At 42.2% G+C, this 22,955-nt stretch carries 20 protein-coding genes; 10 read left to right on the plus strand and 10 right to left on the minus strand.

Going from position 1 to position 22,955, the window contains the following annotated elements:
• Positions 1 to 82: 82 nt before the first annotated feature.
• Entirely contained in the window at positions 83 to 1,207 is a 1,125-nt protein-coding gene (locus H6G83_RS04540; protein ID WP_190467605.1) for a ligand-binding sensor domain-containing protein, read from the minus strand.
• 590 nt (positions 1,208 to 1,797) lie between these two features.
• Between H6G83_RS04540 and H6G83_RS04545 the strand changes: the two genes are divergently transcribed.
• The 4 genes from H6G83_RS04545 to H6G83_RS04560 all read left to right on the plus strand — a co-directional run bounded on the left by H6G83_RS04545 (position 1,798) and on the right by H6G83_RS04560 (position 4,391).
• Positions 1,798 to 1,962, plus strand: coding sequence for a hypothetical protein (locus tag H6G83_RS04545; RefSeq protein WP_190467608.1), 165 nt, complete (start codon positions 1,798 to 1,800; stop codon positions 1,960 to 1,962).
• 116 nt (positions 1,963 to 2,078) lie between these two features.
• The gene (locus H6G83_RS04550; RefSeq protein WP_190467611.1) at positions 2,079 to 3,509 is read left to right on the plus strand and encodes a form I ribulose bisphosphate carboxylase large subunit; all 1,431 of its coding nucleotides are present in this window, start codon (positions 2,079 to 2,081) and stop codon (positions 3,507 to 3,509) included.
• Between the two features lie 100 nt (positions 3,510 to 3,609).
• Positions 3,610 to 4,017 (plus strand): RuBisCO chaperone RbcX, encoded by a 408-nt coding sequence (rcbX, locus tag H6G83_RS04555; RefSeq protein WP_190467615.1) that lies wholly within the window; start codon positions 3,610 to 3,612, stop codon positions 4,015 to 4,017.
• Between the two features lie 44 nt (positions 4,018 to 4,061).
• Positions 4,062 to 4,391: a ribulose bisphosphate carboxylase small subunit gene (locus H6G83_RS04560; protein ID WP_190467618.1), complete on the plus strand. Its 330-nt coding sequence runs from the start codon at positions 4,062 to 4,064 to the stop codon at positions 4,389 to 4,391.
• 124 nt (positions 4,392 to 4,515) lie between these two features.
• Here H6G83_RS04560 and pstB read toward each other — a convergent pair whose 3' ends face one another.
• From pstB to H6G83_RS04585, 5 genes are all read right to left on the minus strand, one after another.
• The gene (gene pstB, locus H6G83_RS04565) at positions 4,516 to 5,322 is read right to left on the minus strand and encodes a phosphate ABC transporter ATP-binding protein PstB (RefSeq protein WP_190467621.1); all 807 of its coding nucleotides are present in this window, start codon (positions 5,320 to 5,322) and stop codon (positions 4,516 to 4,518) included.
• Positions 5,323 to 5,372: 50 nt separating this feature from the next.
• Positions 5,373 to 6,254, minus strand: a complete 882-nt coding sequence (pstA, locus tag H6G83_RS04570) for a phosphate ABC transporter permease PstA (protein WP_190467625.1) — start codon at positions 6,252 to 6,254, stop codon at positions 5,373 to 5,375.
• 17 nt (positions 6,255 to 6,271) lie between these two features.
• Positions 6,272 to 7,222 carry a phosphate ABC transporter permease subunit PstC gene (pstC, locus tag H6G83_RS04575; RefSeq protein ID WP_190467629.1) on the minus strand — a complete coding sequence of 317 codons (951 nt, stop codon included), beginning with the start codon at positions 7,220 to 7,222 and terminating at the stop codon, positions 6,272 to 6,274.
• Positions 7,223 to 7,448: 226 nt separating this feature from the next.
• The gene (gene pstS / locus H6G83_RS04580; protein WP_190467633.1) at positions 7,449 to 8,630 is read right to left on the minus strand and encodes a phosphate ABC transporter substrate-binding protein PstS; all 1,182 of its coding nucleotides are present in this window, start codon (positions 8,628 to 8,630) and stop codon (positions 7,449 to 7,451) included.
• Between the two features lie 149 nt (positions 8,631 to 8,779).
• Complete coding sequence (locus H6G83_RS04585) at positions 8,780 to 8,986, minus strand: hypothetical protein (RefSeq protein WP_190467637.1); 207 nt, start codon at positions 8,984 to 8,986, stop codon at positions 8,780 to 8,782.
• Between the two features lie 87 nt (positions 8,987 to 9,073).
• On the opposite strand from H6G83_RS04585, the gene H6G83_RS04590 reads away from it, so the two are divergent.
• Both H6G83_RS04590 and lspA read left to right on the plus strand, forming a co-directional pair.
• Positions 9,074 to 9,664: a biotin transporter BioY gene (locus H6G83_RS04590; RefSeq protein ID WP_190467641.1), complete on the plus strand. Its 591-nt coding sequence runs from the start codon at positions 9,074 to 9,076 to the stop codon at positions 9,662 to 9,664.
• A gap of 99 nt (positions 9,665 to 9,763) precedes the next feature.
• Entirely contained in the window at positions 9,764 to 10,240 is a 477-nt protein-coding gene (gene lspA / locus H6G83_RS04595) for a signal peptidase II (RefSeq protein WP_190467729.1), read from the plus strand.
• Between the two features lie 130 nt (positions 10,241 to 10,370).
• On the opposite strand, the gene H6G83_RS04600 is transcribed toward lspA, so the two are convergent.
• Both H6G83_RS04600 and H6G83_RS04605 read right to left on the minus strand, forming a co-directional pair.
• Positions 10,371 to 11,408, minus strand: a complete 1,038-nt coding sequence (locus H6G83_RS04600) for an ABC transporter permease (protein WP_190467644.1) — start codon at positions 11,406 to 11,408, stop codon at positions 10,371 to 10,373.
• 100 nt (positions 11,409 to 11,508) lie between these two features.
• Positions 11,509 to 12,027, minus strand: coding sequence for an adenine phosphoribosyltransferase (locus tag H6G83_RS04605; RefSeq protein WP_190467647.1), 519 nt, complete (start codon positions 12,025 to 12,027; stop codon positions 11,509 to 11,511).
• A 551-nt stretch (positions 12,028 to 12,578) separates the two neighbouring features.
• On the opposite strand from H6G83_RS04605, the gene H6G83_RS04610 reads away from it, so the two are divergent.
• Together H6G83_RS04610 and H6G83_RS04615 are read left to right on the plus strand one after the other, a co-directional pair.
• Positions 12,579 to 13,205 carry a DUF3038 domain-containing protein gene (locus H6G83_RS04610; RefSeq protein ID WP_190467650.1) on the plus strand — a complete coding sequence of 209 codons (627 nt, stop codon included), beginning with the start codon at positions 12,579 to 12,581 and terminating at the stop codon, positions 13,203 to 13,205.
• Positions 13,202 to 14,716: a DUF4335 domain-containing protein gene (locus H6G83_RS04615; RefSeq protein WP_190467653.1), complete on the plus strand. Its 1,515-nt coding sequence runs from the start codon at positions 13,202 to 13,204 to the stop codon at positions 14,714 to 14,716. Before H6G83_RS04610 ends, H6G83_RS04615 begins: the two co-directional genes overlap by 4 nt.
• A gap of 145 nt (positions 14,717 to 14,861) precedes the next feature.
• Here H6G83_RS04615 and H6G83_RS04620 read toward each other — a convergent pair whose 3' ends face one another.
• The gene (locus H6G83_RS04620) at positions 14,862 to 17,132 is read right to left on the minus strand and encodes a transglycosylase domain-containing protein (protein ID WP_190467656.1); all 2,271 of its coding nucleotides are present in this window, start codon (positions 17,130 to 17,132) and stop codon (positions 14,862 to 14,864) included.
• Between the two features lie 759 nt (positions 17,133 to 17,891).
• On the opposite strand from H6G83_RS04620, the gene H6G83_RS04625 reads away from it, so the two are divergent.
• Complete coding sequence (locus H6G83_RS04625; RefSeq protein ID WP_190467659.1) at positions 17,892 to 18,593, plus strand: hypothetical protein; 702 nt, start codon at positions 17,892 to 17,894, stop codon at positions 18,591 to 18,593.
• A gap of 377 nt (positions 18,594 to 18,970) precedes the next feature.
• On the opposite strand, the gene H6G83_RS04630 is transcribed toward H6G83_RS04625, so the two are convergent.
• Positions 18,971 to 21,166 carry a CHASE2 domain-containing serine/threonine-protein kinase gene (locus H6G83_RS04630; protein WP_190467662.1) on the minus strand — a complete coding sequence of 732 codons (2,196 nt, stop codon included), beginning with the start codon at positions 21,164 to 21,166 and terminating at the stop codon, positions 18,971 to 18,973.
• 662 nt (positions 21,167 to 21,828) lie between these two features.
• Here H6G83_RS04630 and H6G83_RS04635 point away from each other — a divergent pair.
• Positions 21,829 to 22,944: a sensor histidine kinase gene (locus H6G83_RS04635; RefSeq protein ID WP_190467665.1), complete on the plus strand. Its 1,116-nt coding sequence runs from the start codon at positions 21,829 to 21,831 to the stop codon at positions 22,942 to 22,944.
• Positions 22,945 to 22,955: the final 11 nt, after the last annotated feature.

The following is a 22,955-nucleotide window of genomic DNA, read 5'->3' on the forward strand; positions in this document are numbered from 1 at the left end:
AGAGGTTATAGGTTATAGGTTACAGGGAACAGGTAATTAGTGACACTTTTTTACTGTAACCTGTCACCTATCACCTGTTCCCTCACTTCACAGCACGACTAAAAGCTAAATGAGGTCTTGCTTTATCCATTTTAGGCATCAACCAAGCCAGACCCTCACTAGTACCAATCCATAATTTACCAGCGACATCAGGCACAATAGACAACACTCGGCTAGAAGGAAGCCCAGCGACTTCATCTAATACAGCCCCAGTATTGGGGTTTAATCGTAACAAACCATTGTTAGTTCCTACCCAAACACTACCATCTTTAGCAAAGCGTACTGCTGTGACATTCCTACCCCGTAAACGAGCCACAGACCGCAACACTATACCATTTTTCGGATTAATCACGAGCAGATTATTCGGCATTCCCGCCCAAATTAAACCTTCGGGACTGATAGCTAAAGCCTGTACAGTTGAACCGGGTAAATCATTAATTCGCTTCATCACTAAAGCACTAGCAGTATTGATGCGTACCACGCCATCCAAAGTCCCTACCCAAAGTTGACCATCAGCATCCAAAGTCAAAGTATTGGCACTAACACCAGGTAAATTTTTCACTGTAGTCATAATTAAACCTTGGTCGGGACTAACCAAAGCTAAACCATTGTCAGTTCCCACCCACAAATAACCCCGCTTATCCGTTAACAGTGATAGCACCCGTTTGGAAGGCAAAAATAAATTCTGTGCTGTAATCTCATTAGTACGCGGTTCCACGCGCATCAGTCCTTCATAAGTTCCTACCCACAACCGCCCAACTTTATCTTGCGCTAACGCACCAATGGCTAAATTAGGTAAACTAACACGAGCTAAAATCTTACCTGTTTTCGGGTCAATCCGCGATAACCCCCGCCAAGAACCCACCCAGAGATTACCAGCAAAATCCCCCAGTAAGTTACTCACCCGATAATCAGTTTCTATTGTACGTTCTTGTATATCCCGTTCATCAGGTAAAGGGTCTATCCTTCGGGGTGGCGCAGATGCAGGATAAGACGGTATCAATTCTGCCGGTTTAACATCAGGGGTTTTTTGTGTCGCTGCATTAGTATCAGCTTGTTCAGCCCTGGCAAGATTGTTTATACCAATAACGCCCATGCTTGGTAAACTGATTAACCCCAGCAATGCAGAAGTAATAAGTAGATTAGTACGCTTGCGAAATAATCCCACGACCGTATTTCCTTGAGAAACAACACCTCTAGCCGTTAGCGAAACTGACTAAAAGATTGATCTCAGTTTTCCCTGACTGGAGATTTTTTAATCACGTAGGGGATAGGTTACAGGTTATAGGCGACAGATTAGAGGTTACAGGTGATAGGCGACAGATTACAGGCGAAAGGTTATGGATGATTTTCTCTCACCAATTACCAATTACCAATTACCAATTACCCCATTACAATCACCGATACAATTTGTAAACCATTCTTAACAAAATGTTTAAAACTTTCTTTAATAAGAAAATTAAATAAATAAGTTAAAAAGTTTCAAAGAATAACTTATGCCATTTCTTGATATATTGTGAGACAAGTTACAAATTACATGGTGTGCAGTTTTTATCTTGCGCTCATCACTCTACTAAATATCCGTCAAGCAATTTGACTCCTGTCTTGCCTCCTATTACAAAAGGAAAATAGCAAGAGTAAAAACACGGAAATGTGTGAAAAGCAGCCCAATTCCCGAAAAACCCTGAAATATGGGTAAGTAATCTCATACTTTCCGTAAATCGCGAAGGTCGTGATGGGATAAAAGCAATTTAGTGGGTGAGAAAAACAGATAAAAGAGAAATTTTCATGATGGAACGAGGGAAAAGCAAAAGCGCGAATTATGTAACCCTAGATGGGAAAAACACTGGTAAGGATGATTACCACCAAAACCAGCAGTTATTTGCAGAAAATAGCTTGCCTCTACCTAAAAACCAACTCTAACAAAAGATTGTTCCTGTTTTTCTCCTAACTGATGGGAGTAGAGTAATTTTGCCGAGAAAAATGTACCCAAACGTGATTTGATAAGTAATAAAGAGTGACATCTTGGAAGGATAGATATGTCTTACGCTCAAACGAAGACTCAGTCAAAAGCTGGGTATAAAGCCGGGGTTCAAGATTACAGACTAACTTATTACACACCTGATTACACACCTAAAGATACAGACCTTCTGGCGGCGTTCCGTGTTACACCCCAGCCTGGAGTTCCCTTTGAAGAAGCAGCTGCGGCTGTAGCGGCTGAGTCTTCTACTGGTACTTGGACAACCGTATGGACAGACTTGTTAACTGACCTAGATCGTTACAAAGGTCGTTGCTACGATATCGAACCAGTTCCTGGCGAAGACAACCAGTTTATTGCCTACATTGCCTATCCTCTGGATCTCTTTGAAGAAGGCTCCATCACCAACGTTTTAACCTCAATTGTAGGTAACGTATTTGGTTTTAAAGCTTTGCGGGCATTGCGTTTGGAAGACCTCCGCTTCCCTGTTGCTTACATTAAGACCTTCCAAGGCCCTCCTCACGGTATCCAAGTTGAGCGTGACAAATTAAATAAATATGGTCGTCCTTTGTTGGGTTGTACCATCAAACCAAAATTAGGTCTATCTGCTAAGAACTACGGACGCGCTGTGTATGAGTGTTTGCGCGGTGGTTTGGACTTCACCAAAGACGACGAAAACATCAACTCTGCACCATTCCAAAGATGGCGCGATCGCTTCTTGTTTGTAGCTGATGCGATCACCAAAGCTCAAGCTGAAACAGGCGAAATTAAAGGTCACTACCTCAACGTCACCGCTCCTACCTGCGAAGAAATGTTGAAGCGGGCTGAGTACGCTAAAGAACTCGACCAGCCTATCATCATGCACGACTACCTAACAGCAGGTTTCACTGCTAACACCACCTTAGCTCGTTGGTGTCGTGATAACGGCGTACTACTGCACATCCACCGCGCGATGCACGCAGTCATCGACCGTCAAAAGAACCACGGTATCCACTTCCGTGTATTGGCTAAAGCACTACGTCTCTCTGGTGGCGACCACATTCACACCGGTACAGTTGTAGGTAAGTTGGAAGGTGAACGTGGTATCACAATGGGCTTCGTTGACCTATTGCGTGAAAACTACGTTGAGCAAGATAAGTCTCGCGGTATCTACTTTACCCAAGATTGGGCTTCTCTACCTGGTGTAATGGCAGTTGCTTCCGGTGGTATCCACGTATGGCACATGCCCGCACTAGTGGAAATCTTCGGTGATGACTCCGTACTACAATTCGGTGGTGGTACATTGGGACACCCTTGGGGTAACGCTCCTGGTGCTACTGCTAACCGCGTAGCCTTAGAAGCAGTAGTCCAAGCTCGTAACGAAGGCCGCAACTTGGCTCGTGAAGGTAACGACGTTATCCGCGAAGCTGCTAAGTGGTCTCCTGAATTGGCTGCTGCTTGCGAACTGTGGAAAGAAATTAAGTTCGAGTTTGAGGCAGTTGATACCGTCTGATAATTGAGTAAAAGGTAAAAAGTTAAAAGGAAAAAGAAATTAATTTTCAATCCTTCTTTTTACTTTTTACTTTTGACTTAAATTTTAGGCTGGGTCAAGCATGAATCTCAAGCAAATTGCGAAAGATACAGCCAAAACTCTCCAAAGCTACCTGACTTATCAGGCACTGAGGACTGTACTGGCGCAGATAGGCGAAACGAATCCACCGTTGGCGATTTGGCTGCACAATTTTTCTGCTGGCAAAGTTCAAAATGGGGAAACCTTCATTGAAGAACTTTTCCGAGAAAAGCCAGATTTGGCATTGCGAATTATGACAGTGAGAGAACATATTGCTGAAGAAGTCGTTGATTTCTTACCAGAAATGGTCAAAAGTGGCATTCAGCAAGCCAACATGGAACAACGTCGCCAGCATCTAGAACGTATAACGCAGTTGAGTTTATCTAACCCAAGTTCTGAAATAGACCAGCAGACATTATCCGATCCTGATTGGGATAACTTAGCCAGTTAGGATTTTCCAAGTCGTCACAATATAGCAATCTCTTATTATCAGCCATGCAAACCTTACCAAAAGAGCGTCGTTACGAAACCCTTTCTTACTTACCTCCCCTCACCGACGCTCAAATTGAAAAGCAAGTTCAGTACATTCTAAACCAAGGCTACTTCCCAGCTATTGAGTTCAACGAACAATCTGAACCCACCGAATATTACTGGACACTGTGGAAGCTACCCCTGTTCAACGCTAAAACCACCCGCGAAGTATTGGCAGAAGTACAATCTTGCCGTTCTCAATATCCCAGCCACTACATTCGTGTAGTAGGATTTGACAACATCAAGCAGTGCCAAATCCTCAGCTTCATCGTTCACAAACCCAGCAGATACTAAAAGCTGATTTGGTTTAGATAATCAAAAGAGAGGTAAATTTTTTACCTCTTTTTTGATTTTTATAGGAGTATTTACATTCCTATTTACATTAGGCGTAAATTAGGTTATCAATCCTTAAAAATATTTAACCGAATCTGCCACTAACGTAATCCCTGGTGTCTTCTTGCTGGGGATTATTAAAAATCGATTCTGTGGCATTGTACTCTACTAAATAGCCACTACGACCGCCTCCATCTGTTGACTTGACGTTAAAAAATGCTGTCATGTCAGACACCCGCGCGGCTTGCTGCATATTGTGGGTGACGATAACGATGGTATATTGCTCTTTGAGTTCGTGAATTAGTTCTTCTACACGTAAGGTAGAGATGGGGTCTAAGGCAGAGCAAGGTTCATCCATAAGTATAATCTCAGGTTGCACTGCGATCGCTCGCGCAATACACAAACGTTGTTGTTGTCCACCAGATAAAGACAAGCCACTTTGCCGCAGTTTATCCTTAACTTCATCCCACAACGCCGCCTGGCGCAAACTGCGTTCTACCAATTCATCCATATTGCCTTTGAAACCGTTAATCTTGGCCCCATAGGTAATATTGTCGTAAATTGATTTAGGAAAGGGATTTGGTCTTTGAAATACCATCCCAATCCGACGACGGACTTCTACAGGATCAATATCTGGCGCATACAAGTTTTTATCGTAGTAGTAAATTTTACCTTCAGCCCGGAATGATTCAATTAAGTCGTTGAGACGGTTATAGCACCGCAATAAAGTACTTTTACCGCAACCAGAAGGGCCGATAAAGGCTGTCACTTTATTTTTGGGAATATCTAACCAAATATTTTGTAAAGCCAGAAATTTACCGTAATAGATGTTAAGATTTTCAGCTTTGAGAACGGTTTCTGTGCTATTGAGAGTGCTAGTATTTGTAGCCATAAATGGTCTAGTGTTAAGTGTTAAGGATAACAGACGACTTTAATTAAGTTTTAAACTTTTTGACGAGTCGCCCAACGAGCAATAATACTGGTGATGAGAACCATCAACACCAAAATCAAAGATGCCGCCCAAGCCAATGACTGCCAATTTTTAAACGGAGAAATTGCAAAGTTATAAACCAACACAGCTAGAGAAGCTGTTGGTTTGAATAAGCCATCAGGCCAGAATGGTGAAAATAAAGCAGTAAACAATAGAGGTGCAGTTTCCCCAGCCGCACGGGCGATCGCTAATGTTGAGCCTGTGACAATTGCCGGTAATGCAGCTGGCAAGACAACTTGTGTTACTGTCTGAAAATTTGTCGCTCCTAATCCTACAGATGCTTGTCGTAAATCTTGGGAAACTAGCTGTAAAGCTTCGTCTGTAGTTCTGACAATAATCGGCAACATTAATATTGCCAATGCAAATCCTCCACCCAAAGCTGAATATGATCCTAAATTCAGTTTTACTAATGTCAAAACCACAATCCCATAAGCAAATACCCCGGCAATAATTGAGGGAACGCCGCTCAGGACATTAGTAGCAAATCTGATCCACCTAGCTAGTTTACCCGAACTAAATTCTGTCAGATAAATTGCTGCTATCACACCTAATGGAATGCTAATTAATGCACCAATCCCTACCATTAGTAATGTACCTAATATAGCATTACCAAAGCCGCCTCCTTTTCGTAAGGGGGCTGGCGGTAGTTCAGTAAATATGCTCAGATTTAAGCTGCTAAAACCTTGAATAATTACATAAGATAATACTGCCAAAAGGGGCAAAAGTGCCAATGCCCCGCACAAAAATGCCACTCCCGTCATCCCCGTATTAAACAGCGTCCGTCCCGACATGGGGTCGCGAGTTAAATTTCTTTGCGGAAAATCAGTATTCATAAACTCAACTCACCACACTAAATGCGCTTGACCCGGATAACTATAAATTCAGCCAAAACATTGACAATCAAAGTCAAAATAAACAAAACCAAAGCTGCATACATTAAAGCCGCAACTTGTAAACCACTGGCTTCGGAAAATTGGTTTGCAAGTAGGGAAGAGATTGTATTAGCTGGTGCTAAGAGCGAAGGGCTGATATTGTTGGAGTTACCAATCAACATTGTTACAGCCATCGTTTCTCCCATTGCTCGACCCAGTGCTAGCATCACAGCACTCACAATTCCAGAAAATGCAGATGGAATGAGGACTTGAAAAATAGTTTCCCAGCGTGTCGCCCCCAGTCCTAAAGATGCTTGACGCAAACTTGGTGGTACGGAAATCAAAGCATCACGGGAGATAGCAGTAATAATTGGCAAGGTCATAATTGCCAAGATGACTCCAGCCGGTAACATACCAGGCCCTGTGGGAGAAGTGCTAAAAATTGGCAACCAACCCAAGGAACTATTGAGCCATCTGCCTAAATTACTTAAGATTGGCACTAATACAAAGATACCCCAGACTCCATAAACAACACTAGGAATAGCTGCCAGCAATTCTACTAAAAACACCAATACAGTGCGTACCTTGACGGGGAGAAAATCTTCACTCAATAAAACCGCCGTCCCCACCCCGATGGGTATTGCTAGCAATAAGCCGATGAAGGAACTAATGATAGTTCCGTAAACTGGAGCTAATACCCCATACTCATCATTAACCGGATTCCAAGTACTTTTAGCGAGAAAGCCAGCACCGAATTGCTGTATGGCTGGCCAAGCAGCAATTGTCACTTGTACTGCTATCCATAATAGAGTGCCAGCGATCGCCAAAGCAAAAATCCGAGTCAACCAAATAAAGCCTCGGTCTAGTGATTTTTCTGCTTCCGAGCGACTTTTAATAGCTGTTGACAAATTTTGAGAGTTTGTAGCCATGAATACTGACTTTCAATATTAAATCAGAGAAAAATGTGAGAAGCAAGCTAAATCTATTACATTGTGGCTTCACTTTAATCTAAAAACCAGCCACATCAATCTGGAAAACGTTAATGCCCTGAAAACGAAAATGAATCATTGGATGTCAATATCCCATCTTACAGGTACTTTCTGAAAGTGGCACAAGGCTCAAAGCCCTGCCACCTTGCACCAGCACTCCGCACTATTACTTACTAGCACTTGTACTACTACCTACCGCAATTTTATAGTCTGGACTAATTTGATCTGCGGCCGCAGCCACCTTAGTTACCACGTTCTGGGGTAAAGGTACATATCCTAGTTCGGCGGCGATTTTTTGACCTTCTGTCAAGCCATACTCAATCGCAGCTTCAACTGCTTTTGCTTTTGCTGGATTATCGTATTTTTTATAAGCCAGAATCCAAGTGTAAGTGACAATGGGATAAGAATCTGCACCGTCTGGGTCAGAGATAAAAGCGCGTAAGTCTGCTGGTAGGGTAACAGCTTCTAAGGTTTTCGATGCTGATTCTTCTGTAGGTGTGACAAACTGACCACCTTTATTTTCTAATGCAGCAAACTTGAGTCCGTTTTGTTTTGCGTAACCGTATTCTACATAACCAATTGAACCTTGAGTTTGTTGAATTTGCGCTGTTACGCCTTCATTTCCTTTAGCACCAACACCCACGGGCCAGTTAACAGTTTTACCTTCACCTACTTTGCTTTTCCAAGCTGGGCTAACAGCACTGAGATGTTTTGTAAATACACCTGTAGTCCCGCTACCATCTGAACGATGTACAACTGTAATTGGCTGGTTGGGAAGGTTAATACCTGGGTTTGCGTCAGCAATTCTTTTGTCGTTCCAGGTTTTAATATTGCCTAGCAAAATGTCAGTGTAAACTGCTCTTGGTAACTTCAATTCGGCAACATCAGGCAAGTTGTAAGCAAGTACAATGCTACCCGCAGTCATTGGTAGTAATATGACACCTTTGTTTGCTGGTACTTTTTTAATTTCCTCATCCTTCATAGCCACGTCACTGGCCCCAAAATCTACAGTACCTTGAATAAATTGTTCAACTCCAGCACCGCTACCAACAGACTGATAGTTGACTTGTAGATTGGGATATTTTTTGTTTAATTCTGTGAACCAACTTTGATACAAAGGTGCAGGAAAAGATGCACCAGCCCCAGTCAAAGTTACATTGCCACCCAAATCTAATTTTGCTGGACTGGAAGCTGTAGCATCTTTAGCAGTACCAGATGAGGCATCGGGATTTGTAGCATTGTCTGAGCCTTGCTGTCCGCCACAAGCAGCTAAACTCATTGCCAGTGATAATACTGTAATTGCTACTGGGATGCGGTTATTTTTAATTCTTTTTAAATGTGAGAGCATCGCTATCTGTTTTCGGAAATTTCAGAGGGGCGTTTATAAGCTACCTCTTATAGATAGGTACTAAGGTTAACATAGAGTTAAGATAGACAAAAAATTATATATTCTTTAGATATGTTGCTAAAGTTTTACCTATATTGCTATGAATGTTTTTATACATTAAGAAGTGTAACAACTTGACAAGTAATTGTTGTGTAGTGCAGATGATGGCGATCGCAGATTGCAAATTGCTGCCATACACAACCGATGACAACCGAGTAACCAAGCGGGGGGAGTGGGGGAGATGGGGGAGATGAGGGAGATGAGGGAGTGGGGGAGCAGAGAATAATAACTGACAACCGACAACTGACAACTGACAACTGTCAACTGCCCATCACTCAAATAATTAAAACGGATGACTATAATTAATGCCTATACTGGTTGCTGTTGCTTTCCCCTGCTGATAAATGATTGCCGCCTCGAATCAACTACTTTGGTCTATGATTGGCTTACTCCTAACAATAGGTGGTACTTTCTTAGAAGCCTATGGCATTACCTTACCTTGGAATTGGAGTCAGAACGGAATTAGAACTTTTTCTTTAGGAGTCAGCTATCAGATTGGTGCAGTGCTGTTAGTAGGTTGTTTAGGGGGCAAAAATGCTGGCGCACTCTCACAAATTGCCTACCTAGTCATGGGTTTGACCTTGCACCCTGTTTTTTCTGACGGTGGCGGCAATATTGGATATGTGAAAGCATCACAGTTTGGCTATTTGCTAGGCTTCATTCCAGGCGCTTGGATTTGCGGTTTGTTGGCCTTTAAAGCTAGACCTAAAATAGAAACTCTCACATTTAGTTGTATTTGTGGTTTAGTCTGTGTCCACCTGTGCGGCATCATCTATCTGCTGCTCAGGTCTTTATTTCCTTGGCAAGGTACAGACAGCATAAACTTAATGCAAGCCATACTCATATACTCTTGGTGGGCAATTCCAGGGCAATTAGCTGTAGTCTGTGCTGTGTCTGTAGTAGCATATGTGTTGCGACACTTAATGTTTTATTAGTCATTAGTCATTAGTCATTAGTCATTAGTCAAAATTTATTGTTTGATTTCTGACTGTTGACTGTTGACTGTTGACTGTTGACTATTGACAAAACTTACCATGCGTTTCAAAAATCGCCTTTTCTGGATAGCTGCTTTTGTTGCTTTTTTCTTAGACCAAATTACCAAATACTGGGTAGTGCAAACTTTTAGTTTGGGGGAAACTCTACCACTATTACCGGGAATATTTCACTTTACCTATGTTACAAATACAGGTGCAGCCTTTAGTTTGTTTAGTGGGAAAGTAGAATGGCTGCGCTGGTTATCTTTAGGAGTGAGTTTATTATTAGTAGCTGTGGCATTATTTGGCCCGGTTTTACATCGCTGGGATCAACTGGGATATGGTTTTATTCTCGGTGGTGCTATGGGCAACGGCATTGATCGGTTTGCTTTAGGATATGTAGTTGATTTTCTGGATTTTCGATTGATTAACTTTGCTGTTTTTAATGTGGCCGATTCATTTATTAGTATTGGTATTGCTTGCCTGCTAATTGCCTCTTTTCAAAAACCTCCTACTTCTAGTCACAGGCTTAGATAGAAGAAAAGGCTAGGGTTGAATTTTTCCCTAACCTTTTTCTTTATATCAAAATCTGATTTGATATCATTTCCATTTAAGCACTGAGCAAGTGGCCAATTGACTATTGACTATTGACTATTGACTATTGACTTTATTCCAATTTGATCCGTGGGTCGGCTACTTTGAGTAATAGGTCAGCTATTAAGTTACCAACGTTGAGTAAAACGGCACTCATGACTAAACTCGCCATGACTAAGTACTGGTCTTTAGCGATGACGGCTTGTAAGGTTAATCTACCTAAGCCTGGCCAGTTGAAGAATTGTTCGGCGATAAATGCACCACCTAATAAACCCGCTAATTCAAACCCTAACAGAGTAATTAGGGGGTTGATGGCGTTACGCAGTGCATGAACGTAAATGACTTTATTTTCTGGTAGTCCTTTGGCGCGTGCTGTTTGAATGTAGTCTTGTCGCAGTACGTCTAATAATTCGCCGCGAGTGATGCGTTGTAAGCCGGCAAAGCTGGTGATGCTCAAGGCGATGGTTGGTAAAATCATGTGCCAGCCGATATCAACAATTTTACCGAACCAGGATAAATCAGCGTGGTCAATGCTTGTCATTCCCCCGACTGGAAATAGAGGTGAGGTGATTTGAGCAAATACTAGTAAAATCAGTACGGTGATAAAGCTGGGGAAACCCTGTCCTGTGTAGCTAATTACCTGTAATATTCTGTCGGTAGCTCGATTTTGTTTGACGGCGGCAACGATACCCAAAGGAATAGCGATCGCCCATGTCATAATTAAAGAAGCGATCGCTAATAGCAATGTCGCTGGAATTCTTTCCCACAACAAGGATGCTACTGAACGCTGATACACAAAACTTGTGCCAAAATCTCCTTTAGTGAGAATATTCACCAGCCAAAACCAATACTGTTCTACCCAAGTTTTATCTAAACCAAACTGTCTCTTAATTTCCTCAATACGTTCTGGCGAAATTTTCGGATTTTGCCGCAATGTATCTACATAATCCCCAGGAGACAATTTCATAATGAAAAACGACAACGCCGAAGCTAAGAACAACGTCAACAGCGCCTGTAATACCCGCTTCACTATGTAAATAAATGTCTCGCTAGTGACAAGCCGAATCAGCCAATCCCAACTATTTTCCAGAGAAATTTTTGTAGATGTCATAGTTGTTAGTCATTAGTCATTAGTCATTAGTCAACTGTCAACTGTCAACCGTTTTGCGACTTTAGTCATTAGTCAACTGTCAACCGTTTTGCCACATTACTTAATACTCTACTAAGGAAATAATGGGTACATCGGGGAGAAGTTTTCGCCCTTGTAAATCCCGTAGCTCGATGATAAACCCAAATCCCACTAATTCACAGCCAATCTGTTGTACTAACTTGGCTGTAGCGCTGGCTGTGCCACCTGTGGCAATTAAATCATCTACAATTAAAACTCGACTGTCTTGATTTAAAGCGTCTTGATGCAGTTCTAAACAGTCAGTGCCATACTCTAATTCATATTCAATCGCATGAACTGCGGCGGGTAACTTGCCTTTTTTGCGGACAGGAATAAAACCAGCATCTAATTTATAAGCCAGAGGAGTGCCAAAAATAAATCCTCGTGACTCCATACCTAGAACATAATCTATCTGAAAATTGGCTTCTAAGCATTTTTCGGCAAATAAGTCAATAGTATATCGCAATCCTTGGCGATCGCGCAGTAGAGTAGTGATATCTCGAAATAAAATTCCGGGCTTAGGAAAATCAGGGATGTCGCGAATGAGAGATTTTAGATCCATAGGTTGGGTAGTGGGTACTGGGGATTGGGAAGATGAGGGGGATGAGGGGGATGAGGGGGATGAGGGAGATGAGGGGGAATAATAATTTTTTGGTTACTAGACTTTGCTTCCCCTACTCCCCCTACTTCCCCTACTCCCCCATCTCTCCAATTCCCCAATCCCTAACTTACATCTGAAAAATCGTACACTATAATGTCATACGCTTGGAATTAAGGCTACTATCTCGTTATCCATTGACGATACGCAGAATCTACATCAAGCTTAAAGGTGGATTTATACTCGTAAGCTAGGAGAATAAAATTATGCTTTAAAAACAGGTCTATACTTAACAGGTCAACTTCCGCATAAAACAAGTTAAGTAATGTATATATCAAAGAGCTAGGCTACTGCTGCAAGTTTAATCTTGTTGTTTGGCTGTTTATTTTAGAATTAGCAACCAGACAAAAGCCTTCGAGACTTCACAAAGCAAGCTTTTTGAATTTGAAATTGATAATTTTACACTCCGCAAAGCGGTACTAGTTTATTGGAACTGCACAAGGTATTTTAGAGTAATGAATGCTTCTGCTAGCTTAACGCCGTTTAATAGTCCGACACCTCCATCACTGCCGATGATTTTGGACACTTTACCAGATCCTGCGATCGCTGGACAGGGTTGTCCCCCCAGAACCAGGTTACAAATTGATTTAATTCTACTGGCAATTGAAGCATTAGAACTGGGTGGTTCTGAAGCGATATTGACTTTTGCGGCAGAATTGGAATTGAAGGGAATTGTCAAAGACCGGGTGAATTTGTGGCGGATGCGCTCATCTAACCCAATACGCCGAGCGCATATTCGCCGCCCTTTAACGATTATGGAAGCCAAGGCTTTAGTAGTTATTGCTTGTCACATTGCGCGGCGTTTGACGGTAGTTATTCGCCAGATGCTGATGATATGTCAACAACTCAATGATAAGCAAATTCCCCTAGAACAGAATTTACGCCTATCTAATTATCTAGAAAGATTTAGAGCGCATTTTAAGAGTAGAATGAATGCCCGTCGTTTTGGTGCATTAGCATTAAATTCAGATGAAAAACTAGACGAATTAGCAATAAATCTGTTAGGACAATTACTATTTTGCACTGGTACTGCTGGAATGCAGCGATTTTGGATCAGTCTATTTGACGGTGAAGTGGAATGAACATTCAACGAAAGTATAGTCTACCTAATTGTACGTTACTTTTAGAAGGTTTAAGTGATGCTACCAAGGGCGCAAATTTTCGAGAACTGCGCCCTGAATTGTCCATCTTGGTAAATGCCGAATGCTATATATCTGGACACAATCAACCTTTGGCTGGGGGACGAGAGTTTTTTGAAAGTCTAGTTAGAGCAGTTAGTGGCTATGCACAAGAATTTTTGAGTAATGTACCAAATCCCCAAGCACATAATCAAGATTCAGAAATCGTAGAAATTCAAAAAATTGACAGTAACCGCCATAAATTAATTGTACATTCCGAGAATGCGCCAGAAGAATTTAATACAAACGCTCATTATAATAATCAGCCGATAGCAATAGACTTAAATACAGTACAGTTGTTTGATTTAGTAGAAGCTGTAGATCAGTTTTTTGCTGACACACAAACTTTACCGGAATTATCACTAGAATTACAGCCAGTTACCAGACGATACGGTGGCGCTAGTCAAGCTATCCTCAAACAGGCAGTACCAGCAACTATTGGTGTTTCCAGTTTAGCAGTAGCGGCGATCGCTTTTAGCTTCGTTCCTGTGCCACAGATACGTGTCCCAGAACCAAAGCCACAGGAGCAAAGTAATTCCGCCGCTCCCACGCCCAATTCTACCCCGAAATCAACAACCGCCGGAGTCACAGCCACAGCACAGCCTACTCCCGCCGCTACTACAACGCCTATTGCAGAACCTATTTCCACCAACGCCATAGCGACACCCGTAGCCTCTGCTACTCCCACCGCCACACCCGCAGCCACAACCCAGCCTACTGTTAAAGATTTAGAAGCGCTGTTAAATACAGTGCCGGAAATCACAGATCCTTCCCAGTTACGGGCTTTAAATCGGCAAGTTTGGAACCAAATCGAGCCAGCGTGGAGTAATCGTTCAGCAATCAAAGAGAATTTGATTTATCGTCTCGGTGTAGCGGCGGATGGCTCAATTGTCGGTTACAAAGCCGTGAATCAAGGAGCCAACGAAGGCATTGAATTAACACCTCTACCCAAGCTTCTGTATAATATTACTGACCGTGGTTCAAATGGTAAGGAACCGATCGCTCAATTTAGAGTAGTCTTTACTAGCAATGGTGTATTAGAAGTCAGCCCTTGGCGTGGATATGCCAAAACACCACAAGTAGTTGGTGCAAAAATCACGAATACTAACACAATCAAAGGTTTAAACCAAAAGCTTTACGATACAGTCAAGCAAAATTGGACTAGTACTCCCACCTTTAATAAAGATTTGCAGTACCGCGTCGCCGTCAATAAAGACGGTACAATTGCTGACTATGAACCACTCAATCAAGTAGCCTTTGATAACTTCCGTGAAACACCATTACCTAAGATGTTTCAAGCAGTTTACGGTAACAACTCAGCCGCACCCAACAACAAAGAACCCCTAGCCCACTTCCAAGTAGTCTTTCAACCCAGTGGACAAATAGAAGTGACTCCTTGGCAGGGATACAGGTAATTCAGTTATCAGTGAACAGTGGACAGTTATCAGTGAACAGTGGACACAACCTGATAACTGATAACTGATAACTGATAACTGATAACTGATAACTGATAACTAATAACTGATAACTGATAACTGATAACTGATAACTGATAACTGATTACCTCGTAATTCTCCCCATATAATTTCCCCACAACTGTGCGGCTTGGGCGCTGCTACCAGATGTGGGGGAGTTGTTATCGTTTCCTAGCCAAATACCTGTGGCTAACCTACGATTGGGAATAAAACCAATAAACCACAAATCGACGTTTTTATCGGTTGTACCAGTTTTTCCCGCTTCCCCTAAACCAATAGCTGCACTGCGTCCTGTACCTCTGGTAATTACTCCCTGCATTAAATCAGTCATTTCGTCAGCTACAGGCTGCGGTAACACTCGCTTGTTGGCTTCGCGGTTATTGTCAAAAGAATAGATGACACGACAGGTTTTTAAATCGTTGCGATCGCTACAGTCACTACTATCTAAAATCCTATTAATGGCATGGGGAGGATTCCACACACCACGATTACCAATTGCTGCAAAAGCCCCTGTCATTTCCAGCACATTGACCACACTTTGACCCAATACTAAACCGGGTACTGGGTCAAGTTGCGACTTTACTCCCAAGCGTTGCGCCATTGAGACTACGTTATTCAGCCCAACTTCCCTAGCTACTCTTAAAGCAATAGGGTTTTCCGACAAAGCCAGTCCTGTGGCAATATCCATACTCCCATCCCCACCAGCACGGCAAGGTCTGTAAGTAAATCCCTGCCAAGTTAAAGGAGCGCAAGAATATGTTCTTGATGCTGGTATTCCTTGTAATATAGCCTGGGTATAGGCAAAAATTTTAAAAGTAGAACCTGGTTGTCTTTGGGCTTGCACAGCCCGATTAAACTGACTGCTTTTATAATCAGTCCCACCTACCATTGCCAAAATCGCCCCTGTTCTGGTATCCAAAGTTACCATTGACCCTTGCGAAAACCCAAAGGTTGAACCAGCCGTCCTGACTGAATTGCGTAAGGAGGTTTCTGCTTGTGCCTGAATGGCTGGGTCAAGTTGGGTTTCAATGATGTAATTACCCTCTCTCGCCGCCCCTTCACCTAAAATGGATTCCAGTTCTTGAAAAACGTAATTATAAAAATAGGGTGCAATTGTCTTAGCTTGTTGTTCACAAACCTTGGGGCTAACTTGCACAGTGGATCTTCTGGCTCGGTTCGCTTCTTCTGGCGTAATTTTCCCCATCTCCAACATCCGCTTAATCACGCGGTTGCGGTAGTCGGCGGCTTCTAGTTTATTCGGCCCGCTTCCACAAAAATCAAAAGCGTTAGGAGCTGGTAAAATCCCCACTAGAGTAGCAGCTTCCGACAGAGTTAAGTCTTTGGCTGGCTTATCAAAATAATACTTGGCAGCATCTTCAAAGCCAGAGGTATCGCCACCTAAAAATACCCGATTCAGGTACATCAGCAAAATATCATCTTTGCTGTAAAAGGTTTCTAACTTCAAAGAAACAATCGCTTCTCGTAATTTCCGCCCCAAGGAGTCTTGTCTACCCACATACTCACGGAACAAACTCCGGGAAACTTGTTGAGTAATGGTACTGGCTCCCTGTTGGACATCACCACTGCGAGTATTAATTAACACAGCCCGCAAGATACCTAGAGGGTCTACCCCAAAGTGCCAGTTATAGCGGCTATCTTCCGAAGCTACCACAGCCTTTGGTAGATAAGGCCCAAAGTCTTCTAAGCGCTTCATGTCTACGTGAGAGATAGTCCGAGGCTCACGTAAGGGTGTGCTACCATCACGGGCATAAACTACTACCGGAGCGCGACTAGCTGTAGGTAAAGGTCTGACAGTAAATTTCAGCCATTCCACACCGATAACTAATGCTAATAAGGCGCTGACACCGCCGATACCATAGCCTGCCCAAGTTGCCCCTTTGACATACCAAGCTGGCGGATCGACATATTGTAGGCGCACAGAAGCAGCCAATTCTGGCGGCCCCAAGGTGAGGATATCGCCGTGACGCAGTTCTAAGGTATTAACACGCCGTTTACCGCGATAGATGCCATTGGTAGAGTTTTCATCTTTAATAATGAAAACTGGGGTACGCTGACTAGAATCCCGTGATAGTGACAGGTGAATTTGGCTAACTACCGGGTTACGTACAACTATATCACTGGATTTGGAGCTGCGACCGAGAACATAGCGATCGCCCAGTAGCGGATACACCTCAGCTTTATCCGCCCCCGCATCCTGCACCCAGAGTTCTGGCACTTTGGCGTTAGGTTTGAGCGCTAGCTTGGAAAAATCAACCCTAGCTTGAATAGTATTAACTGCTTGAGTCAGTTGACCAAGTAACGTTTGTGGCTTTTGGGGAGGTTGGGGGGAGTTCATCGGCTATTTACATCAAGATTTATTACGCGAGTGCGTGTCAGTTGTTAGTTGTGAGGCAGTGTATTAGGCGGCTAGCCTCCGGCAACGCCAAGGGCGAATGCCAACTTGTAGCAACTAACCCGGAGGGGCAGTTGTTTTTAGTCCCGGTTAATTTTAATTCATGAGTGATTTTTACATATCTCTGCCACTAACTACTGACCAATGACCACTGACACAAACTCTATCCCTTGCTGGGTAGAGTTTTTTATTAGCTACTACCATTTCAGAGAACGTTTTTCCAGATACGTGGCTACAGGTGTACAGCCGATTCATCTGTGACAAACATTTTGGGAAATGATATTTTAAGATGCTGACGTATACCAATCTCAACATTGGTATGTCATCACTATTTTACTCTTAAGCCAAAAGTAATTGAGCTATACGGTATGATGCACGATTCAATCTTATCTCAATATTATATCTTGACCGTACATTCACTTGGTTGACTTAATAACTTTATATCTCCAGAAAAAATACTTGATAGTTAATTGGTAAAGCTTATCTTATATGATGTTAAAAAATTGCCTACATATTTAACAAATTTACTTTGGTATTTTTAACAACTTCCTGCCATAAATTACTCATTTAAATTTTACAGCTTGTGCATATCTACCCCACAAATAACACAACTCAACATCTTCCTAAATGAATATTTTCTTAAAGGAGATAATTTGGTTTAATGGTGCGAAGTGTTCCGTTTCCGTTGAGGTTAAGTTCAGAATGAAGGGAAAATCTCTGAGTTTGATTGGTACAGCTTTAACTTTAGCCCTCACAAGTAATATCGCTGTTGCTCAATCTAGTAAATCCCAAATTGCTCAAGCAAACGACTCATCCAGCAGTTCACCAACGGAAATCAAGCTATCACCAGAAGCATTTAAAATTCTGTGTGAGCGTTTCCCCCTCAATTCCCGTTGTCCAGGCAATAGCAATAGTGCAACTACACCAAGTGGTTCCGGCAACACCACTGTAGAAACTCAGCCTACTGAAAGCACTACCCCATCCACAACGGGTACTCCAGAAACCACAACCCCTACACCAAGTAACAGTCCAGAAACCACAACCCCTGCACCCGGTAGCACTACTCTACCTGCACCTGAAAATACTCAAGAAACAACGCCAACACCGGGTAGCACCACTGCACCCACACCTGGGGACAGCCCAGAAACCACAACCCCTGCACCAGGTAGCAACAACCTCACCGCACCTACCGAACAACCAGCAACCACAACCCCTGCACCAGGTAGCAACAACCTTACTGCACCTACAGAACAACCAGCAACCACAACCCCTACACCAGGTAGCAACAACCTCACCGCGCCTACCGAACAACCAGCAACCACCACACCCGCGCCAGGTAGCAGCAATATGACTTCCCCTGATAGCAGTTCTGGTGGTGTAAAAACTCCAACCACTGGTAATTAGGGTTTCACAACAACCATTATGTAAACTACCCACACTGACCTGAAGGTACAGTGTGGGCTTTTAGTAGCTGACAGGTGTAGGGGTGTAGGGGTGTAAGGGTATAGGGGTGTAGGGGTGAATAAAACAACGATTTTCTCGTTAGTTTTAGAGTCTTTACTCACTGCTAAATTAATAGGACTTACGCAAGTGTCATAATCAAATTAACTGTAGGGTGCGTCAGCCCCAATAATTTCGTACACATTTAAGGATTTTTCTCATCTGACGCACCCTACCCCAAGTGCCAGTTGCGTAAGTCCTGATTAAAAACCTACACTTGTGAGACTCCCTCATCTCCCCCCACTCCCTCATCTCCCTCATCTCCCCCCACTCCCCAGTCCCTATAAACTCTCCACAATATTCAACACCTCCGCCGCCGACTGATATCTTTGTGTAAAGTCAAGATGCACCATCTTATTTACCACTTTGGTTAAAGCCTCCGTAGTATCTGCTAGTTCCCACCAATATTTCCAAATCTGTTCCCCATCCGCAGTGATAGGAATAATTACCACACCTGTATCTACATCTCTGCGGAAAATTTTAGGATTAACTCCAGTAAAAGCTTGTATCACAACTATTCCCAAAGCATAAATATCACTGTTGAGTCTGGGTACACCACTCATTTGTTCACCAGGTGCATAAGCAGGAGTTCCCACAGCAATTGTCTGGCTTTCTTGTTCCGGGGACTGCGTTTGTGGTTGGACTTGTTTCACCGCACCAAAGTCAATTAACACCAGGTGTCCATCTGCTTTACGTCTCATCAAGTTGTTAGGTTTAACATCTCGGTGAATTACACCATAACTGTGAACAAAAACCAAAACTTGTAAGACTTCCTTCAGTATACTCATCACTTCACCCCGTGAACGAGGTACTCCGGGAGTTAATTCGTCAGATAAAGGATGACCAGCAATATATTCTTGCACTAAATAAAATAGCTGATCTTCTTCAAAAAACGCTAGTAAGTATGGTACTTGTGGGTGTTTACCTAAAGTTTCCAGAATATATGCTTCATTATTAAATAAGCGTCTCAACACGCTCAGATATTGAGCGTCTTGGCTGGCTGGTCGCATCTGTTTAACAACGCATACAGGACTTCCCGGTCGTTGAATATCTTCAGCTATGTAAGTATCACTAAATCCGCCACTACCCAAATTTTCAGTAATCTTGTAACGTTTTTTAAGTATTGTATTTACCTGAAGCTTTTGCCCCATAGGATAAACTGTGGGAGCAATGGTGATTCCCTGAGTTTGCATGATCGGGTTTTGTGATGCGTATGCTTGCAACTGTGCAATTAAATCTTTTTGCTCTTGCACTCTTTGCAGGATTTTCTCTTTTTCTTGCTGACTCGCATAGGCGCTATAAGCTAGGACACTACCAGCAGCAACTACTAAACCCAGTGCGGGAGAAATGACTGGAAACCATCCAGCTTGGGTGAAAATAAGATAATTACTGCCAAATAAGGCTGCTAAAGATCCAGCTTCTGCTAGTCCTAAACCTAATGGATGGCGGATACGCCATGCTAAAAACCCGCCAACTACACACCACCCGCCTATCCAAAGCACTTCACCCCACGCAGGTAGAAACCAAAACAGACGCTGGTTATTCAATACTATACCGAGAATTTGGCTGATGATTTGGGCATGAATTTCTACTCCTGCCATCCTACCAGTATCATCAGCTTTACCAGTAGTAAAAGGTGTGTTAAAAATATCTTTTAAGCTTGGTGCTGTAGAACCAATGAGAACTACACGGTCTTTAATTAAATCGGGTTTTACCTTACCTGAGAGTACATCTGTGACCGTAACTTGTTGGGCAATCTGACGCGGAGAACGATAATTTAATAAAATTTGGTAGCCTTGAGTATCGGCATTTTCATAACCACCAGAGTGACTTTGCAGAGGTTTAAAGACCACATTGCGTATTTGCAGTTCCTTTTTGGCGGTTAATTGCGGTTGAATACCGCCTACTTCTAAATATTTCAGAGCTAATTGCCAACTCAGGGAATAGGGACTTTGGCAAATTTCCGACTCAGATACATTAACTGATATCAGATTACGGCGGATCGAACCATCAGTGTCTTCAACAATATCACTAAATCCTACTCGTTCTGGTTCTACTCCCTTGGGAGGTGCAACACCAGCATTTTTAGCATCTGCGTGTTTACACACAGGTATAATCAAATCACTTTGTTGAATGTGTTGTAGCAGTTTTTCGTGACCGGGTTGTACGGGTAAGTCGCGGTAAATATCTAACCCAATAGCGCGGGGTTCTGATTCTTCTAGTTTACCTAACAGTCGGTCTAACACTTCTCCAGGTATAGGCCAAGTCCATTTTTGCAAATCCTCTTCGGTGACAGCGACAATTAATAGACGCGGATCTGTCCCCTCATCGCCGCGTATTTGCATCATCTGGTCATAGACCCTCAATTCTAGAGGCTCTAGTACTTGCAGCTTTTGCAGTCCTAGCATGAAAATTGTGGCGATCGCGCTAGAAATAATCACTGGCTGCTTGAATATTTTCTGAAAATTCTCCAACATTTCTCTAGTATTTTATTTAATAAAATTTAAGTATTTATCATCCTATTTGATGTTATACATATGACTTGATGATATTTACAATTTTTATAATTAGGTACTGTATATTTTTATATATTTTTTTGAATATATTCGGTTTCTAGCAGCAAATACTGTTGTCTTTGTAACTTATCATAATTATACTGGCAATACCAATTGTGGTTCCCTTTTCAACTGAGTAAAATTAATTACCAATTAGCAAAAGAACAATTTAGTTTTTTTGCTGGAAATTGAGCAATATCGTGAAATTTTCGCTAACAGCCGCCGTGAATCTCAGTGACAATAATTTTTAGTTACGTCAAAACTAATCACAGCGATCGCTGAATTAGCGCCCATGTTTGTAGTGGCGATGCTTTAGCAACCAGCAGATAGAATTGGCTGTCAGTTATCTTTCTTTACATAAGTAAACGGTCGAAAATAAATCAAACTATGTTAATTCATGTAAAGTTATCACAATTGGGTTTGTAGTCAGGACTAAAGTCCTGACTACAAACCTTGATTTATTTAGTCCGTCCTACATAATCAATTTTGATGATGACAACTTATTGAGCATATTTGGCAGCGTTGGTTCATAGTATTGAGCAGTAGAAGTCAAGAATTCCTTAGTAATCAGAGGTTGCAGGGCTATGAGCAGAGAGCATATTTTACAACAAAAAGGAATGAGAATTCATGATTTAAACCCATCAAACATTCAAACATATTGTCAATTACAGTCTGAACAATTAACAAATCAATGTCCTATCTTATTCGCTCGGATTGTCTATTATGATTGTTTCGCTAAAAAACACCAAGAAGTAATTAAATATGCAGCAAACCAAGCACCATTATCCCGCCACACTCTCTCATACTTGCGCTCAGAATCATGGTTAGTAGATTTTCCTCCAGTAGGGGAAATATATGAGTTCCCCATGCAGTATCCTGGTTTTGCATATATTTGTCCCACAGGTTATAGGCAACAAAAACCAGAATATATCCAGATAATTGCAGACCAACCTATTTCTCAAAATGTACGAGAGTACGTCCAAAAATCCGCCATTCTCCTCAGCAATTACGCCGACATATATTTAAACTATGGTAGGCAGAAATCAGAAATCCAACTTTTAGAACAAGTACTACATAGAGTGGGACATCAACTGCGGAGCTATTTAGCCTTGGTAGGGTTGTATGCTCATAATTTATGTTTCAGCTTAAAACAAAGCCCTGAATATGAACAAGCAACTATCATTCGTGACAGCATTGAAGATATAGATAATAATCTTACCCAACTGATCAATTGTGGTCAAGGTGAGAAATTAAAAGTCACACCACAAGATTTAAGAAACTTAGTGGTAGAAACTATTAACACCCTACAGCCATTACTTAATGAAAAGCAGGCGAAGATATCAATTCCCGAAACTTCTACGACTTTGTTAATTGATTATTTACAACTCAAACAAGTCTTTAACAATATACTGAGTAATGCTGTTTATTTTAGCCCCCAATCTGGCACAATTACCTGTAGCTGGCAGATTTTCCAAACAGAAGTGCTAATTAAAATTTCCGATCAAGGTCAAGGACTCTCTCCAGAAGATATGCAGAAAATATTTACACCTTTTTACACCCGCCGACCTGGAGGTACAGGACTAGGTTTAACCATTGCCAAAAAAATTATTCTAGACCATCACGGAAACTTGTGGGCGCAAAGTGTAGCAGAAGGTGGAGCGCAATTTTGTATAATTTTGCCTCGCACCCCCAATATCTAGGAGTGTCAAAG

The sequence above is a fragment of the Anabaena azotica FACHB-119 genome (genome assembly GCF_014697625.1).
Taxonomy (GTDB): Bacteria; Cyanobacteriota; Cyanobacteriia; order Cyanobacteriales; family Nostocaceae; genus Trichormus; species Trichormus azoticus_A.

Excerpts from the sequence above, each read along its gene's own strand:
- pstC (WP_190467629.1), bottom strand. The coding sequence starts at position 7,222 with ATGGCTACAAACTCTCAAAATTTGTCAACAGCTATTAAAAGTCGCTCG.
- H6G83_RS04630 (WP_190467662.1), bottom strand. The coding sequence starts at position 21,166 with ATGTTGGAGAATTTTCAGAAAATATTCAAGCAGCCAGTGATTATTTCT.
- H6G83_RS04560 (WP_190467618.1), top strand. The coding sequence starts at position 4,062 with ATGCAAACCTTACCAAAAGAGCGTCGTTACGAAACCCTTTCTTACTTA.
- H6G83_RS04635 (WP_190467665.1), top strand. The coding sequence starts at position 21,829 with ATGAGCAGAGAGCATATTTTACAACAAAAAGGAATGAGAATTCATGAT.
- pstA (WP_190467625.1), bottom strand. The coding sequence starts at position 6,254 with ATGAATACTGATTTTCCGCAAAGAAATTTAACTCGCGACCCCATGTCG.
- pstB (WP_190467621.1), bottom strand. The coding sequence starts at position 5,322 with ATGGCTACAAATACTAGCACTCTCAATAGCACAGAAACCGTTCTCAAA.
- H6G83_RS04605 (WP_190467647.1), bottom strand. The coding sequence starts at position 12,027 with ATGGATCTAAAATCTCTCATTCGCGACATCCCTGATTTTCCTAAGCCC.
- H6G83_RS04590 (WP_190467641.1), top strand. The coding sequence starts at position 9,074 with ATGATTGCCGCCTCGAATCAACTACTTTGGTCTATGATTGGCTTACTC.
- lspA (WP_190467729.1), top strand. The coding sequence starts at position 9,764 with ATGCGTTTCAAAAATCGCCTTTTCTGGATAGCTGCTTTTGTTGCTTTT.
- H6G83_RS04550 (WP_190467611.1), top strand. The coding sequence starts at position 2,079 with ATGTCTTACGCTCAAACGAAGACTCAGTCAAAAGCTGGGTATAAAGCC.
- H6G83_RS04615 (WP_190467653.1), top strand. The coding sequence starts at position 13,202 with ATGAACATTCAACGAAAGTATAGTCTACCTAATTGTACGTTACTTTTA.
- H6G83_RS04625 (WP_190467659.1), top strand. The coding sequence starts at position 17,892 with ATGAAGGGAAAATCTCTGAGTTTGATTGGTACAGCTTTAACTTTAGCC.
- pstS (WP_190467633.1), bottom strand. The coding sequence starts at position 8,630 with ATGCTCTCACATTTAAAAAGAATTAAAAATAACCGCATCCCAGTAGCA.
- rcbX (WP_190467615.1), top strand. The coding sequence starts at position 3,610 with ATGAATCTCAAGCAAATTGCGAAAGATACAGCCAAAACTCTCCAAAGC.
- H6G83_RS04610 (WP_190467650.1), top strand. The coding sequence starts at position 12,579 with ATGAATGCTTCTGCTAGCTTAACGCCGTTTAATAGTCCGACACCTCCA.
- H6G83_RS04620 (WP_190467656.1), bottom strand. The coding sequence starts at position 17,132 with ATGAACTCCCCCCAACCTCCCCAAAAGCCACAAACGTTACTTGGTCAA.
- H6G83_RS04600 (WP_190467644.1), bottom strand. The coding sequence starts at position 11,408 with ATGACATCTACAAAAATTTCTCTGGAAAATAGTTGGGATTGGCTGATT.